The sequence below is a fragment of the Amycolatopsis bullii genome, from assembly GCF_014654205.1.
In the GTDB taxonomy this organism is placed as follows: Bacteria; Actinomycetota; Actinomycetes; order Mycobacteriales; family Pseudonocardiaceae; genus Amycolatopsis; species Amycolatopsis plumensis.
Map to the genome: position 1 here is coordinate 124,276 of NZ_BNAW01000013.1, position 15,822 is coordinate 140,097.

Genomic DNA, 15,822 nt, shown 5'->3' on the forward strand with positions numbered 1-15,822 from the left:
GGTTGTCATCGACTCAAGATGCTCAGCCACTCACGCAGCAGTGCTGCTTCGGTGGTTCTGAATCCGGCGTCTACGACCGGGTCGGCGTCGCCGCCGTCGCCGATTGCGGCCAACAGCGCCACGGCCCGGTCGGCGATCATCGTTCGAGCATCGGCGGCCGGTTCAGTGCTGACGATCGAGTCAATGACGGTGTCACGCAGCGCGGTCAGCGGGGCCGGGTCGCGCTCGTCCTCGGGTAGCGCCAGCAGTTGCAGCACGGCGCCGGTCGTCGACGCTTCGATGGCACGCGCGGCTGTCTCGACCGGAATCCGCAGCCGGCCCTGCTCGCGGGCCCGCTCGAGCATGCGGCGCAGGATCACGCCGTTCTCCTGCACGGCGGCCGGACGACGGCCCGGGCGCAGGTTGCCGTACATGAGGGCGTAGAACGCGGGATTGCGCAGCCCGAACTCGACGTGGGTGATCCAGCCGCGTCGGACGTCCTCGATCGGGTCCTCGCTCGGTTCCAGTCCCCGTTTTTCGGCCAGGTAGCTCTCGAACCCGTAGCTGCCGAGGGCGTCGAGCAGGCCGTCCTTGTCTGCGAACAAGCGATACAGCGCCGGGGTCTGCACCCCGGCGGCGGTCGCGACCGCGCGCATCGAAATGGCGGCCGGACCGTGCTCAGTCAACAGTTCGGCCGCTGCCTTCAATATCGCCTGCTGCTGGTCGCGGCGTTCCCCACCTGCTTCGGGCGCGTCCCGGTCGCTGCGCATGTGTCAATGGTAACACCTAGTCGTTGACAGCGTCACTGACAGCGTTACTCTGTAACTGTTGACGCTGTCACTTCACCTCGGAACGGACTACGAACCATGTCCAGCATCACTGTCGGCATCGCCTACACCTCCGGCTACGGCCACACCCGCGAACTGGCAGACGCCGTCGCCCAGGGAGCCGCATCAGTACCCGGCACGCTCGTCGAGATGATCGACGTCGCCGCCGTCACCGACGACGACTGGCACACCCTCGACCGGTGCGACGCGATCATCTTCGGCAGCCCGACCTACATGGGCAGCGCCTCCGCTGCCTTCCACGCCTTCGCCGAAGCGACCTCCCACCGATGGATGACCCGCGCCTGGCAAGACAAGATCGCCGCCGGATTCACCAACTCCGGCTCGATGAGCGGCGACAAACTGCACACCCTGCAGTACTTCTCGATGCTCGCCGCCCAACACGGCATGCACTGGATCAGCCTCGGCCTCCTGCCCGGCTGGAACACCACCACCGCCAGCGAACACGACCACAACCGACTCGGGTTCTACCTCGGCGCCGGCGCCCAGACCTGGAACGACCAGGGCCCCGAGGCCGTCCACGGCGCCGACCTGTCCACCGCCCGCCACCTCGGCCGGCGAGTAGCCGCCCACACCAGCCGGTTCGCAGGTGCGCTCGACCTCAACGACCTCCCCGCCACCGCAGCCGGCTGAGGCCAGTCCAGGCGTATCACGGATTTCCGGCTGGCGTCGGCTGCGGCACGAGGGTCGAGCTTGGCGTAGATCTTTTGCAGGTGGAACTCGACGGTCTTGACCGAGAGCGTGAGCTGGGCGGCGAGCTGCTTGTTGGTCAGGCCCGTGGCGACCGGTTCGGCCACGCGCCGCTCCTGGGCAGTGAGCTGGGGTGACAACCTCGCGGAGCGGCGGCGGCCGCCGGCGACGGACAGTTCCGCGGGAGCCTGCTCGGCGAGGCGGCCGGCCTGGTGGGCTTCGGCGAGCCGCAGAGCCTCGGCCAGCGGCGCGCGAGCCGCCGCGGGCCGGCCGCGCCTGCGCAGGTGAGCGCCGCGGACGAGGAGCGTCTCCACCTTCTCCAGCGGCATGTCCAGCCCGTCGTGCAGGGCGAGTGCGGCGTCCAGGTGCCGGCCGGCTTGCTCGTGGTCGCCGCCGCGCTCGGTCAGCCAGGCGCGCCCGCTGGCCGCGGCGATGCGCGGCCAGCGGCAGGGCAGGGACGTCGCCGACCTGTCCAGCCAGCCGATCACCGCCTCCACTGCCTCGGCGCGGTCGGCCGCCAGATAGGCGGCGATCGCGTGCCGGGCCCACACCCCGGCGCAGCGGGTGGTACAGGCATCCGGGTCGGGGGGTGCGGTGGGATCACGCTGGACGGATGTCGCGGCCGTTGGGTCATGACGGCGGGTGCATCGGCATGCGGGACCGCTATCTCAAGACCGGCTTGGGCCCCAGCACACCGGACTGGGACTTCTCCCTCTACCAGGTCAGCGACGTGGTGATCAACCTCGGCACCAACGACAAGGGGCACAACGTGTCCGGCGCGCAGTTCCAGAGCGCGTATTTCACGCTGCTGCAGCGGATCCGCGCGAAGTATCCCAACGCGACCATCCACGCGATGGAGACGTTCAAGAGGTGGTATGTCACCGAGACGAAGTCGGCGGTGGCCGCCCGGAACACCGCCGGGGACAGCAAGGTGAAGTTCGTCGGCACCGAAGGCTGGCTCACCGCGGGTGACACCCCCGACGGCACCCACCCCAGCGACGCCGGGCACCGGAAGATCGCGGCCCGGCTCGCCGCGATCCTCGGCTGAACCGGGGCCGGCACCACAAACAGATTGACCATGCCTACGTTTGTCCACAAAGAGGGGGGCTGGTTGTGGACGCCGCGGTGTGGTTGGCCGGGCTCCGCGACCCGGTCAGCGGGGCGGACGAGCTTCCGGTGAGCCGACGCGGGATCATGCCTGGGCCCGCCAGGCGGGAGGGTGGCGGAGGCGGCGGCCGCGTGTCGCCTCCACCACCCGCCTGGTGCAGATCAGCTGACGTCGGACGCCGGGCTTCCCGCCTCACTGATCTCTTCCGCTGAACTGCTTTTGTAACGCAGGCCGTGTCCGAAGCGGAACAGGGGATCGGCCGTGTCGAACGGGACGTCGGTGCGGCTGGCTTCCACCGCGGCCATCGAGCGCGGCAGGTCCACCGGCAGTGATCCTTCCGGCCCGGCTTCGCCGAACAGGACTTCGACGAACGGGCGGTCGTCCGTGCCGAAGGAAGCGAAGACCGCGGCCGGCGCCAAGACGTCGGTGAGGACGGCGGGACGGTCGAGGTAGACGTCGAGGACGGTGGGGACCTGCCCGGCGATGGCCTGGATCCGCTGCTGGTCTTCCGGGCGGAATTCGAGGCTGCCCTTGTGCATGGACCCGATGAAGTGGCGGGCCGGGTCGGCGTAGTCGGGGGTGCGGGTACGCAGGACGGCGACGTCGGCCTCCGCGGGATCGGTCACCACCGTGGCGAAGCCCTCGAACACGCTCGGGTCGACGTCAGGAGCATAGACGCGGATTCCCCGCGACAACGGCAGCAGGGAAGCGTCGTTCTTCAGCAGCACCAGTGACTGCTGCTGGGCCCGCACGGCGAGCGTCTGATGGGCGGCGCTGCCGATGACAGTGTTCGCCCGCTCCGGGTCGGCCATCCGGGCGCCGTCGAACAGGCCGAGCCGGAACTTCTCCCGCAGCAGGCGTCGCACCGGCTGCTCGAGCTGCGCCTCGGTCAGCAACCCCGACGACAGCGCGTCGAGCAGGACGCTCACGTCCTTTTCGCCGCCGAACTGGTCCACACCCGAGTCGATCAGCCGGGCCGCGCGCTGTTCGTGGGTCAGGTGCTCGACACCCCACGCCTTCGCCGGGAACGTCTCGCCCATGCCGGTGATCACGCCGAAGTCGGTGCACACCACGCCGTCGAAGCCGAGGCGCTGCCGGAGCAGGCCGGTGATGATGCCCTTGTTGTAGGCGAAGCCGACTTCTTCCCACTCGGTCCCGACCGGCATCCCGTAGTAGGGCATGACCTGCGGCAGGCCGGCCTCGATGAGCGCGACGAAGGGGGCGAGGTGGTAGTCGAACCGGCCACCGGGGTAGATCTGCTCGCGGCCGTCGGAGAAGTGCGGGTCCAGGCCGTCCTTCTGCGGGCCGCCGCCGGGGAAGTGCTTGGCCATGGCGGCCACCGACTCGGCGCCGCCGTCTCCGTGCAGGCCTTGGCAGTAGGCGACGGCCACGCGGGTGGTGAGGTCGGCGTCTTCCCCGAAGGTCTGCGCGATGCGGGCCCAGCGGTATTCGGTCGAGAGGTCGACCTGCGGGTGCAGCGCGACGCGGATCCCGGCCGCCCGGTATTCGCGCCCCACCACCTCACCGAACTCGTAGGCGGTCTTCTCCGACCCGATCGCGGCGATCCCGAGCGCCTCGGGCCAGCGGGAAAAGGCACCGGCGGCCTGGGACGTAAGGGGGTTGTCGGTCGCGGAGTGCCGCGGGTCGCTGGCCAGCGTCACCGGGATGCGCAACGGGGACTCCAGCGCGATCTCCTGCAGGCGGTTGTGCCACTGGGCGATGTCGCGGCCGTCCCGGGGCGTGCCCTGGGCCAGGAAGTGGGTGATGCCGCGTTCCCGCAAGAGGGTGCCCGCGGCGGGCCGGCCCCAGCCGTCGGTGCCGTCCACGTGGCCGACCGAGATGTCGGCGTGGAAGATCAGCGCGGCCTTGTCCTTGCGGGTCATCCGGCCGAACAGGTCGTCGATCCGGTGCTCGACCGGGAGGCGCGGGTTTTCGTAGGGATAACGCGGTTCGATGTCCACGGGTTGCGTCTTTCGTGTCGCGGGTGGATGGCCTCAGTGGCTGCGCAGGTTCAGGCGCCAGCTCCAGGCGTAGGAGGTACCGGTCAGGCGGTGTTCGGGGCGGGTGTCTGGGCCCAGCAGGGCGGTGCCGACGCCGCGGTGGGCGATGTCCAGGTGCACGACGGTCCGGCCGCTGGGGGCGAGCTTCCACCAGTGATCCGCCTGTTCCAGCTCGTCGAGGCCGTAGCGGCTGACGTTGATGTGCAGGGGAGTGGTGTGGGTGGTCCGTACTGTTCCGGCTGGTCCGGTGAGGACAAGTTCGGTGGTGTCGCCGCGGGTGCCGTTCTCCTGGGGAACCAGGTAGGGGACGGCGAGGTCGTCGATGCTGCTCTTCCAGGCGCCGAGCAGGGCGCCGGTCCGCCGGTCGGGGTAGTTCTCCCACGGGCCGAGCCCGATCCAGCCCGCGTGGTCGAAGCCCTCGGCGAGTTCGAACTCGACGCCGACGCGCAGCCCGTCGGTGGTGCCCTCGGGGAGGGTGACTTCCTCGTCGATGGTCCAGTCGCCCTCACCGAGGACGGTGATGGTGCGACGATGCAAGACTTCGTCGCCGAACGCGGTCTCGTAGCGGACGATCGTGACGTCCTGTTCGGTCTTCGTCTCGGTGGGCGTGAGGCGGAAGAAGCCGGAGCGCACGAACCGCTGGTCGAGGGCGAAGGAGCTGTCGTTCTCGGTGAGCGCCCGCCACAGGCACAGCTTCGGCGGCACGCGCAGCAGCGGATGCCGCAGATCCCGGCTCCCGGTGCCCGCGGTGCGCGGCAACGCCGGGAGCCGCCGGGGAACGACGACCTGTTCGACGGCGACCTCGGTGCCCGCGGGCGCCCACACGGTGTCGTGCGCGGTCCGCACGGTGAGGGTCAGCGCCAGGGCCGTGCTGAGCGTTTCCCGCACGGCAGCGGGTATCTCGACGGTGGTCTCCTGGCCCGGCGGCAGCGAAGGGGTCGGGATCGGCACTTCCGAGAGCGGGCCGTCCGCCGTTTCCGCACGCAGGTGGAGGCGGAAGCCGCCGAGGTCGGCGAAGGTCTGCCGGTTGCGCAGCGTCAGGTGCCCCTCGGCGGCGGCGGCCGCGTCGGAGACGATCCGGACGGGGCTGAACACCGCGCGCGCTTCGAACAACGCCGGTTTGGGGGTGAGGTCGGCCAGGACGAGGCCGTTGAGCAAGGTCGCGCCGTCGTTGGGGTGGTCGCCGAAGTCGCCGCCGTAACGGAGCCGGCCGTCGCCGTCCGGGTCGAGAGCGTGGTCCTTGAACTCCCAGACGAAGCCGCCCTGCAGCCCCGGCAGCGTCTCGAACAAGCGCCAGTACTCGGCGAGCCCGCCGGTGGAGTTGCCTTGGGAGTACGCGTATTCGCAAGTGATCAGCGGACGGTCGGCGCGCGGGTCGGCGGAGTAGGCCTCCAGCGCGGCGAACGACGGATACATCGGGCACACGACGTCGCTGGCGGCGTGCCCGGCGTGCCAGTCGAGCGCGACCGCGCCCTCGTAGTGCACCGGGCGGGTCGGCTCGAAGCGGCGCAGCCAGGCGGCGGCCGCGTCGTGGTTGGCGCCGTAGCCGGTTTCGTTGCCCAGCGACCACATCAGCACGCACGCGTGGTTGCGGTCGCGCAGCACCATCCGGGACACCCGCTGCAGGAACTCGGGCAGGTAGCGGACGTCGTCGGCGAGGGTCGAGGCGAAGCCGTGGCCTTCGATGTCGGCTTCGTCGACGACGTAGAAGCCGATCTCGTCGCACAGGTCGAGGAAGACCGGGTCGTTCGGGTAGTGCGCGGTGCGGATGGCGTTGACGTTGCAGCGCTTGAGCAGCGACAGCTCGGCCAGCATCAGCTCGCGGGAGATCACCCGCCCGGTGCGGGGGTCGAAGTCGTGCCGGTTGACGCCCTGCACCAGGATGCGGCGGCCGTTGACCAGCAGGTCCCGGCCCTCGATCCGGACGCTGCGGAAGCCCACGCGCAGCGAGGTCGCGTCGGCGGCTGTCCCGTCCGGAGCCACGAGTTCGACGGTGAGGTCCTCCAGGTGCGGGGTCTCCGCGGACCAGGGCGGCACCGGGAGGTCGGTGAGGGTGAGCACGGCGGTGCCGGCGGGGGAGGCCGGGCCGCGCTGGCGGACGTCCAGGCCGGGGATGGCCCGGAACTCCGTCGGGATCGGCGCCTGGGCTGCGTTGATGCTGACCAGGTCCATGAAGTCCGCGGGCAGGCGTGGCTCGGGCCGCTGCGACCGATCGCCCCGAGACGGCGGCAGGGTGGGCGGGGTGACCCACGGCGAGACCGCGAGGGTGTGGTGCTGGCCGAGCACGTGGACGCGGATGGCCCAGTCGTTGCCGGTCAGGTGGTCGAGGCCGGTGGTGGCGACGGTGACCGTGAGGTTGCCGAGTTCCGTGCTGGGGTCGTAGCCGGCTACCGCGTGCACGTCGGCGAGCCGGATCTCGGGGACGGTGTAGAGGTACACCGACCGGCTGAGACCGGCGTGCCACCAGTGGTCCTGGTCCTCCAGGTAGCTCTCCGGCGACCACTTGGCCACGGTCAGCTGGATTGTGTTCGTACCGGGGGTCACGGCGTCGGTGATGTCGAACTCGGCGGCCAGGTGCGAGTCTGTGCTGGTGCCGATCGGCTGGCCGTTGACCTCGACGCTCAGCGCGCCTTCGGCGGCTCCGACGTGCAGCACGGTGCGACGGCCGGGTGCGGGCGAAAGCTCGACGGTGCGCCGGTAGACGCCCGTCGGATTGTGCGCGGGCACCTGCGGCGGCACCTCGTCGAACGGCATCACCACGTTGGTGTAGTGCGGCCGGTCGGCGTCCTCGCGCATGGTCCACAGTTCGGGGACCATGACCGTCTTCCACTTCGGGGACGGCAGTAGCCGGAACTGCCACTTGCCGTCCAGGGCGATCTCCGGGGCGCGGCGCAGCCCGTGCATGGGCAGCCTGTTCATGCCGGACGTCCTCCTGCTTCGCGACCTCACCCCGAACGCGGGCGAGTGCGGCCACCATAGCCCGGCCATCACCAAAATAGAATAGCGATTCGACATTAAGTTGCAAGCCGGGTTCGCTCTATGCTCGGTCCGTGACCAACCAGGCGAAGGCAGCGAACGGCGGCGGCCGCGGGCCCCGAGGGTCCTACGCGAAGTCCGCCGAGGTGCGGCAGAAGATCCTCGACGCCTGCGTCGAGGCGTTCGGCACCGGCGGGTTCCACGGGACCACCATGAAGGAGATCGCCCAGCGCGCCGGCATCAGCCAGACCGGCCTGCTGCACCACTTCTCCAGCAAGACGGAGCTGCTGACCGAGGTGCTCGCCACGCACGAACGGGAAACCGCCAAGATCGTCCGGGAGGCCGACGACCTGCACGCGCTGCAGGCCCAGCTGCGGGTGGTGCAGGCCAACGAGGCGCGGCCGGGGATGGTCCAGCTGCACAACATCCTCGCGAGCGAGGCCACGGCGAGCGACCATCCCGCCCACGAGACGTACCGGCTGCGCTACGACAACCTGCGCCTGCACCTGACCCGGATCTTCGCCGAGCTACGCGGCCGCGGCCGCCTGAAGGTGGACACGAAGCCGGAGATCCTCGCGAACCTGCTCGTCGCCGTCATCGACGGCCTGCAGATCCAGTGGCTGTACAACCCCGGGGCGGCCGACGTCTCGGCCGGCGTCGAAGCCTTCCTCGCCGGCGTGGTCGACGACGACGCCTGAGAAACTTCCCGTCTCGGTCTTCCCGGCGGCCGGAACCCCGTGTTAGCGTCCGCCCAATCTCGAAACCAGATTTGAGTTTCGAGATTGGGCCGGACAGGTTTCGCCGGCCGTCCGGTCAAAGGAGACCTCTCATGACTCTCTCTCAACCCCCCGCTGGGAACCCCGCTGCCACGGCCGATCCGGCCGCCGGCCTCCCGCCGTCGCGGCCCGCGGGCGCCGGCCGCAAGTACGTCTGGCTGATGGTGCTGGGTATCTTCGGCTCCTACGTCGCCCTGGTGACGCCGATCGCCATCTCGCTCGCCATCCGCGTCCAGCAGCTGGCACCCGGCCGCGAAGAGATCCTCGGCTACATCCTCGGCGCCGGAGCGGCGGCATCCGCGCTGGCCTCGCCGTTCATCGGGATGCTGAGCGACCGCACCCGGTCGAGGCTGGGACGTCGTCGCCCGTACATCATCGGCTGTACCGTGCTGGGGACCTTCGCCCTGGTCGTCCTGGCCGCGGCACCGAACGTGTGGGTCCTCGCCCTCGGCTGGATCCTCGTGCAGCTGGGCTGGGGCAACGTCGGCGTCGTCCTCGTCTACACCCAGGCCGACCGGCTGTCGGCCGAGCAGCGCGGCCGCGTCGCGGGACTCGCGGGCTCGACCCAGATGATCGCGCCGATCGTCGGCTCGTTGATCGCTTCGGCCCTGGTGTGGAACAACTTCCTGCTCTTCCTGGTCCCCGGAGCCGTCGGCGTGGTCTTCGCCGCGCTGTACGTCATCCGGGTCAACGACGACGACAGCCGGAACCTGCCCGCCGGCGACCGGCTCAGCGTGGGCGCCGTCCTGCGCAACCTGGTGTTCTCCCCGCGCCGCTATCCGTCCTTTGCCTGGAACTGGCTCGGCCGCCTGCTGTTCAACACCGGCGTCACCTTCGCCACGACCTTCACCACTTTCTTCTTCGCCGCGCGGCTCGGCAAGAAGGTCGAGGAGATCGCCGGGTTCGTCGCCATCCTGTCCGCGGCCGGAGTCCTGGCCGCGGCCCTCGGCGCGCTGGGCGGCGGCTGGCTGTCCGACCGGCTTCGCCGGCGCCGCCAGTTCGTCCTCGTCGCCGGCGTGCTGTTCGGCGCCGGCACGCTCACCCAGGCCTTCGGGCCGAGCCTGGCCGTCCTGTTCGCCGGCTCGCTGATGACTTCGGTCGGGATCGGTGCCTTCTCCGCCGTCGACCAGGCCCTGGTCCTGGACGTCCTGCCCGAACGAGACACCGACGCCGGCCGTTTCCTCGGCATCAACGGCTACTCGACGGCCATCCCGCAGGCTATCGCGCCGCTGCTGGCCTCGCCGATCCTGCTCATCGGCACTACCGGCACGGACAAGAACTACCTGCTGCTGTTCGTGATCGCCGCCGCTTGTGCGGTGCTCGGCGGGCTCATCGTCATCACCAAGGTGCGGGTAGTGCCCTCCCCGTCCGCGACCCCGGAAGCCACGGCATGACCATCGAAACACCCCTCGACATCCCCCGGACGCCGCAGGACCTGAGCTTGACGCAGAAGGCCGCGCTGGGCAGTGGACAGTCCTTCTGGATCACCAAGTCCGTCGCCGGGCTGCCGCAGGTGCTCCTGACCGACGGCCCGCACGGGGTGCGCAGGCAAACCGGCGCCGCCGACCACCTCGGCATCGCGCCCGCCGAACCGGCCACCTGCTTCCCGCCGGCCGTCGCCCTGGCCCAGAGCTGGGACACCGACCTGGTCGAGCAGGTCGGTGCCGCACTCGGCGCCGAAGCTCGCGCGCTCGGCGTGGACGTCCTGCTCGGGCCCGGTGTCAACATCAAGCGGGATCCGCGTTGTGGCCGCAACTTCGAGTACTTCTCCGAAGACCCGCTGCTGTCGGGAGAGCTGGGGGCCGCCTGGGTCCGTGGCCTGCAGAGCCGCGGGGTCGGTGCCTCGGTCAAGCACTTCGCGGCCAACAACCAGGAACACGAGCGGATGCGGGTGAGCGCCGACATCGACGAGCGCCAGCTGCGGGAGATCTACCTGCGCGCCTTCCAGCGCGTCGTCACCCGGGCCCATCCCTGGACCGTGATGGCGGCCTACAACCGGCTGAACGGGATCCCCGCCACCGAGCATCGGTGGCTGCTCACCGAGGTGCTGCGCGAGCAGTGGGGATTCGACGGCGTGGTGGTCAGCGACTGGGGTGCCGTCGGCGACCGGGTCGCCGCCCTCGCCGCCGGACTCGACCTGCAGATGCCCGGCGGAGACGGCGAACCCGACGAGCAGCTCGCCGAAGCGGTCCTAAGTGGACAGATCGACGAGCAGCTTGTCGACGTCATGGCCGCCCGCGTGATCGATCTCGCGCGCAAAGCGGAAGCCGGGCGGTTCGTGCCGAACGAGTTCGATGCCGACGCGCACCACGCGCTCGCCCGCGAGGTCGCCCGGCGCTGCATCGTGCTGCTGAAGAACGACGGCGATCTGCTGCCGCTGGCGCCGTCCGGGCGGGTCGCGGTCGTGGGCCACTTCGCCGCCGACGCCCGGTACCAGGGCGGCGGCAGCTCCCGGATCAACCCCACCCGCGTCGATGTCCCTCTCGACGAGATCCGTCGGCTTGCCGCGGACGTCACCTTCGCTCCCGGCTTCTCGCTCACCCCGGACGCCGATCAGGTGGCGCTGCGGGAAGAAGCCGTCCGTGCCGCCGCGAACGCCGACGTCGCCGTGCTCTTCCTCGGCCTGGCGGTTGCGCAGGAAGCCGAAGGTGCCGACCGGCCGGACATCGAACTTCCCGCCGACCAGCTCGACCTGCTCCGTGCGGTGGCCGCCGCCCAGCCGGCCACGGTCGTCGTGCTGTCCCACGGCGGAGTGCTGCGGCTGGCGCCGGTCGCCGACGTGGCCCCGGCCATCGTGGACGCCGCGTTACTCGGCCAGGCCGGCGGCGGCGCCGTCGCTGATGTCCTGTTCGGCGTGGCCAATCCCAGCGGGCGGCTCGCCGAGACCGTCCCGGTCCGGCTGCCGGACGCCCCGTCCTACCTCAACTACCCCGGCGAGAACCTGCACGTCCGCTACGGGGAAGGCATCTTCGTCGGCTACCGCGGTTACGACGCCCGGGACCTGGACGTCACCTTCCCCTTCGGTCACGGCCTGTCCTACACCACCTTCGACTACACGGATCTGCGGGTCGCGGCCGCACCCGACGGCGTCACGGCCACCGTCACCGTGACCAACACCGGCCCAGTCGCCGGTCGTGAGATCGTGCAGTTCTACGTCAGCGTCAACGGCAAGGTCCTCCGCCCGCCGCGCGAGCTCAAGGCGTTCGGCACGATCGACCTGCAGCCCGGCGAGTCCGGCCGCGTCGAGGCGTTCATCGCCCGCGAGGACCTCGCCTACTGGGAGACCCGCACCCACACCTGGACCATCGAGGGCGGCGACTACGAGATCGCCGCGGCCGCCTCCAGCCGCGACATCCGCCTCACCGCCCGGATCACGCTCGCAGGCGACGAGGTCCGGGTCCCGCTCACCGCCGACTCCAGCATCGCCGAACTGATGGCCAACCCGGTCACCGCCGCCGCGCTCGGCCCGATGATGCGGCGCGGCCAAGGCCAGCAGAGCGACGCGGCAGCCGAGGAACTCGGCATCGACACCGCCGCCACCATCTCCGGCATCCCCGTCGGCAAGCTCCGCTCCCTCAGCGGTGGCCAGGGCTTGACCCGCACCCAGCTCGACGCCCTGCTCGCCCGAGCCAACGAAGCCTGACCCGGAACGAAAGCGAAGGAGCGAGATGACCCGCGAGGTCCTGACCCACGGCTGGAGCGTCCGCCGGCGCGCGACGGCGTTCCAGGAACTGGGCAACGCCGGGGCCGACGACTGGGCCGAGGTGCTCGTCCCGCACGACGCCGTCGTCGGGCTCGAACGCGACCCGGACCTGGCCCGCGGGGAGACGACCGCGTACTTCCCCGGCGGCGCCTTCGAATACCGCCGGACACTGCCGGCGCCCGAGACGATGGCCGGACAGGTCGTGGAACTGGAGTTCGACGGCGTCTACCGGGACGCCATGGTCTACGTCAACGGCGCCCTGGCCGGGCAGCACGCCTACGGCTACTCGCGGTTCACCGTCCGGATCGACCCGTTCCTGCGGTTCGGTACCGACAACGAGATCCGGGTCGCCTGCCGCACGCACCAGGACAGCCGGTGGTACGCCGGGGCCGGGCTCCACCGCGACGTCACCCTCGTCGTGAAGGACCCGGTCCGCGTCGCCCGCGACGGCATCCGGATCACCACGTGCGACGTCGACACCGACCGGGCCGTCGTCGAGGTCGCCGTGACCGTCGAAAACGACTCTCTGTCGACGACGACGGTCGCGCTCGAGGCGGTGGTCGAGGACCCGCAGGGGCACGAGGCCGCCCGGGGCACAGCACCGGTCACGGTCCTGCCGGGAACCACGGCCACCGCTCGGCACCGGCTCGTCGTCGACTCACCCGCGCTGTGGGACGTGGACAGTCCCGCGCTGCACACCGCCCACCTCCGGCTGCGACACGGCGATCGGCTGCTCGACGAGGAGTCCACGACTTTCGGTATCCGCACCCTCCAGCTCGACGCGCGCCACGGCCTGCGGATCAACGGCCGGACGGTCAAGCTGCGCGGCACGTGCCTGCACGCCGACAACGGACCACTCGGTGCCGTTTCCCTGCCACGGGCCGAGGAACGTCGCATCGCCATGCTCAAAAAGGCAGGCTTCAACGCGATCCGCAGCTCGCACCACCCGGCCAGTGCCGCCCTGCTCGATGCCTGCGACCGGATCGGCATGCTCGTCATGGACGAGACCTTCGACATGTGGACCACCGGCAAGTCCGACTTCGACTACGCGTTCGAGTTCCCGCAGTGGTGGGAGCGCGACGTCGAGGCGCTCGTGGCGCGGGCGTTCAACCACCCCAGCGTCATCATGTACTCGATCGGCAACGAGATCCCCGAGACCGGCGACCGGTTCGGCGCCGTGTGGTCGCGCCGCCTGGCCGAAAAGGTCCGCTCGCTGGACTCCACCAGGTTCGTGACCAACGGCATCAACGGGTTCGTGGCGACGCTCGACACCGTCCTGCCGATGCTGCGAGCACAGCGCGGCGCGGCCGCGGAGCAGACGCCGGCCGAGGGCGGCGTCAACACGATGATGGACGCCTGGGGCGCGCTGCTGGCCCGGATCCAGAGCTCGCCCCAGACCACCGCGGCGACCGAGGAGTCGTTCGCCGTGCTCGACGTCGCCGGGATGAACTACGCCGAGGCCCGCTACGAGCTGGACCGCGAGCTCTTCCCCGACCGGGTCATCGTGGGGACCGAGACCTACCCGACCGTCATCGCCGCCAACTGGACCCTGGTCACCCGCAACGACCACGTCATCGGTGACTTCACCTGGACCGGCTGGGACTACCTGGGCGAGACCGGCATCGGCCGGGTCCACTACGCCGGCGCCGAAGCGGGGCGGTCCGGCTTCTCCGGTGGTTACCCCGAGCTCACCGCCTTCACCGGCGATTTCGACATCACGGGTCACCGCCGCCCCGCGTCGTACTACCGGGAGATCGTCTACGGCTTGCGGCAAGAGCCCTACATCGCGGTGCTCCGCCCCGAGTTCCACGGCCGGGAGGTGGCCGTGGCGACGCAGTGGGCGTGGAGCGACGCGATTTCCAGCTGGACCTGGGAGGGCTTCGAGGGCCGGCCGGTGGCGGTCGAGGTCTATGCCGACGCCGACGAGGTCGAGCTGCTGCTCGACGGCGTCGTCCTCGGCCGGGCCAAGGTGGGCACGAAGCGCGAGTACCGCGCTGACTTCGAAGTCACGTACCAGCCCGGCGTACTGATCGCCGTGGCGTACGCCGGCGGCGTCAAGACGGGCCGCACCTCGCTGACCACGGCCGGTGACGCCTTGGTTCTCGTGGCCGACGCCGACCGGACCGAGCTGGTGGCGGACGGCCGCGACCTGGCGTACCTCACCCTCCGGCTGACCGACGGCCGCGGAAACGTGCACCCGGGCCGCGACCGGCGCGTGGAGGTCACCGTCGACGGTCCGGCCGTCCTCGCCGGGATCGCCAGCGGCAACCCGTCCACCGACGAGCCGCTGACCGGGACCGGCTGCACCACGTTCGACGGCCGCGCGCTCGCGGTCGTGCGTCCCACCGGGCTCGGCGACATCACCGTCACCGCGCAGGCCGACGGGTGCGCCCGCGCGACCGTGCGCCTGCGCGCCATCGACTTCGAGACACCGACGACCAGGAGTTGTCCGCGATGACCGCATTCCGACCCGGATTCCTGTGGGGAGCCGCGACCTCGCCGCACCAGGTGGAGGGCAACAACGTCAACAGCGACTGGTGGGCCCGCGAAGGCGCCATGCCGGGCATGGAGCCGAGCGGCGATGCGGTGGACAGCTACCACCGTTACCGCGAAGACATGACCCTGCTCGCCGAGGCCGGGCTGACCGCCTACCGGTTCGGCATCGAGTGGGCCCGGGTCGAGCCGCGGCCCGGGCAGTTTTCCCGCGCCGAGCTCGCCCACTACCGGCGCATGATCGACACCGCGACGGAACTGGGCCTGACCCCGGTCGTCACCCTGCACCACTTCAGCAACCCCCGGTGGTTCGCCGAGGAAGGCGGGTGGACCGGCGACCGGGCGATCGAGCGGTTCAGGTCCTACGTCGAAGCGGCCGCGACCGTCCTCGACGGAGTCGAGTGGGTCGCGACCATCAACGAGCCGAACATGGCGGCGATGATGACGATGCTCGCGCACGCCATGGCAGCCGGGCAGGCCGGCGAGTGGCAGAGCCCCACCGTCGAAGGTGACGCCGATCGCGAGCGCATCGCCGCGAACCTGCCCGCACCCACCCGGGAGTTCTCCGAGCGGTTCGTCGAGGCCCACCACGCCGTGCGCGACCTGCTGCGCGAGCGGACCGGCGCGAAGGTCGGCTGGACGATCGCGAACCTCGCCCTGACCGCGGCGCCCGGCGGGGAACGGAAGCTGCCCGAGGTCCGCCACGCCTGGGAGGACCTTTTCCTGGAGGCGGCTCGCGGGGACGACTTCGTCGGGGTGCAGTCCTACAGCTCCCAGGCCGTCGACGAGAACGGCCTCGTGCCGCACCCGCCCCACCCCGACAACACCCTGGTGGGCACGGCCTACCGGCCCGACGCGCTCGGCATGGCCGTGCGCCACGCCTGGGAGGTCACCGGCGGGGTGCCGGTCCTGGTGACCGAGAACGGCATCGCGACCCGCGACGACGACCGCCGCCGGGCCTACACCGAGGAGGCGCTGCGCCACCTCGGCCAAGCGGCCGGGGACGGCGTCGACGTGCGCGGGTACCTGCACTGGAGCCTGCTGGACAACTACGAGTGGGGTCACTGGGGCCCGACGTTCGGGCTCGTCGCCGTCGACCGGGAAACCTTCGTGCGCACCCCCAAACCGAGCCTGGCCTGGCTCGGCGACGTGGCCCGGACCAATGGGGCGTCGCTGCTCCAGGCCGCGCCCTGACCAATCCGGCGCCGAGCTGTCCAGCCCCCCGCGGCGATCTGCGCCGCACCGACGTGCC

10 protein-coding genes and 1 pseudogene are annotated in these 15,822 nt (G+C 70.7%); 7 read left to right on the top strand and 4 right to left on the bottom strand.

Annotated features, from left to right (window positions below):
• Window positions 1-5: 5 nt before the first annotated feature.
• Window positions 6-749: a TetR/AcrR family transcriptional regulator gene (locus IE317_RS17625; RefSeq protein ID WP_191311314.1), complete on the bottom strand. Its 744-nt coding sequence runs from the start codon at window positions 747-749 to the stop codon at window positions 6-8.
• Window positions 750-845: 96 nt separating this feature from the next.
• Between IE317_RS17625 and IE317_RS17630 the strand changes: the two genes are divergently transcribed.
• Window positions 846-1,457 (top strand): flavodoxin family protein, encoded by a 612-nt coding sequence (locus IE317_RS17630; RefSeq protein WP_191311316.1) that lies wholly within the window; start codon window positions 846-848, stop codon window positions 1,455-1,457.
• 65 nt (window positions 1,458-1,522) lie between these two features.
• On the opposite strand, the pseudogene IE317_RS44610 reads toward IE317_RS17630, so the two are convergent.
• Window positions 1,523-1,843, bottom strand: a pseudogene (locus IE317_RS44610) (LuxR C-terminal-related transcriptional regulator); the annotation flags it as partial.
• Window positions 1,844-2,166: 323 nt separating this feature from the next.
• Here IE317_RS44610 and IE317_RS17635 point away from each other — a divergent pair.
• Window positions 2,167-2,562, top strand: coding sequence for a GDSL-type esterase/lipase family protein (locus tag IE317_RS17635; protein ID WP_229902766.1), 396 nt, complete (start codon window positions 2,167-2,169; stop codon window positions 2,560-2,562).
• 221 nt (window positions 2,563-2,783) lie between these two features.
• Here the strand turns inward: IE317_RS17635 and IE317_RS17640 are convergent, their stop codons facing one another.
• Window positions 2,784-4,583, bottom strand: a complete 1,800-nt coding sequence (locus IE317_RS17640) for a glycoside hydrolase family 3 protein (protein ID WP_229902767.1) — start codon at window positions 4,581-4,583, stop codon at window positions 2,784-2,786.
• Window positions 4,584-4,616: 33 nt separating this feature from the next.
• Entirely contained in the window at window positions 4,617-7,541 is a 2,925-nt protein-coding gene (locus IE317_RS17645; RefSeq protein WP_229902768.1) for a glycoside hydrolase family 2 TIM barrel-domain containing protein, read from the bottom strand.
• Between the two features lie 131 nt (window positions 7,542-7,672).
• On the opposite strand from IE317_RS17645, the gene IE317_RS17650 reads away from it, so the two are divergent.
• The 5 genes from IE317_RS17650 (at window position 7,673) to IE317_RS17670 (ending at window position 15,764) form a co-directional block, all read left to right on the top strand.
• Window positions 7,673-8,296, top strand: a complete 624-nt coding sequence (locus IE317_RS17650; RefSeq protein WP_191311319.1) for a TetR/AcrR family transcriptional regulator — start codon at window positions 7,673-7,675, stop codon at window positions 8,294-8,296.
• Between the two features lie 131 nt (window positions 8,297-8,427).
• Window positions 8,428-9,768 (top strand): MFS transporter, encoded by a 1,341-nt coding sequence (locus IE317_RS17655; RefSeq protein WP_229902769.1) that lies wholly within the window; start codon window positions 8,428-8,430, stop codon window positions 9,766-9,768.
• Window positions 9,765-12,017 (top strand): glycoside hydrolase family 3 C-terminal domain-containing protein, encoded by a 2,253-nt coding sequence (locus IE317_RS17660; protein ID WP_191311322.1) that lies wholly within the window; start codon window positions 9,765-9,767, stop codon window positions 12,015-12,017. Before IE317_RS17655 ends, IE317_RS17660 begins: the two co-directional genes overlap by 4 nt.
• Before the next feature lie 25 nt (window positions 12,018-12,042).
• Window positions 12,043-14,535 carry a glycoside hydrolase family 2 TIM barrel-domain containing protein gene (locus tag IE317_RS17665; RefSeq protein ID WP_191311323.1) on the top strand — a complete coding sequence of 831 codons (2,493 nt, stop codon included), beginning with the start codon at window positions 12,043-12,045 and terminating at the stop codon, window positions 14,533-14,535.
• The gene (locus IE317_RS17670; RefSeq protein ID WP_191311325.1) at window positions 14,532-15,764 is read left to right on the top strand and encodes a family 1 glycosylhydrolase; all 1,233 of its coding nucleotides are present in this window, start codon (window positions 14,532-14,534) and stop codon (window positions 15,762-15,764) included. Before IE317_RS17665 ends, IE317_RS17670 begins: the two co-directional genes overlap by 4 nt.
• Window positions 15,765-15,822: the final 58 nt, after the last annotated feature.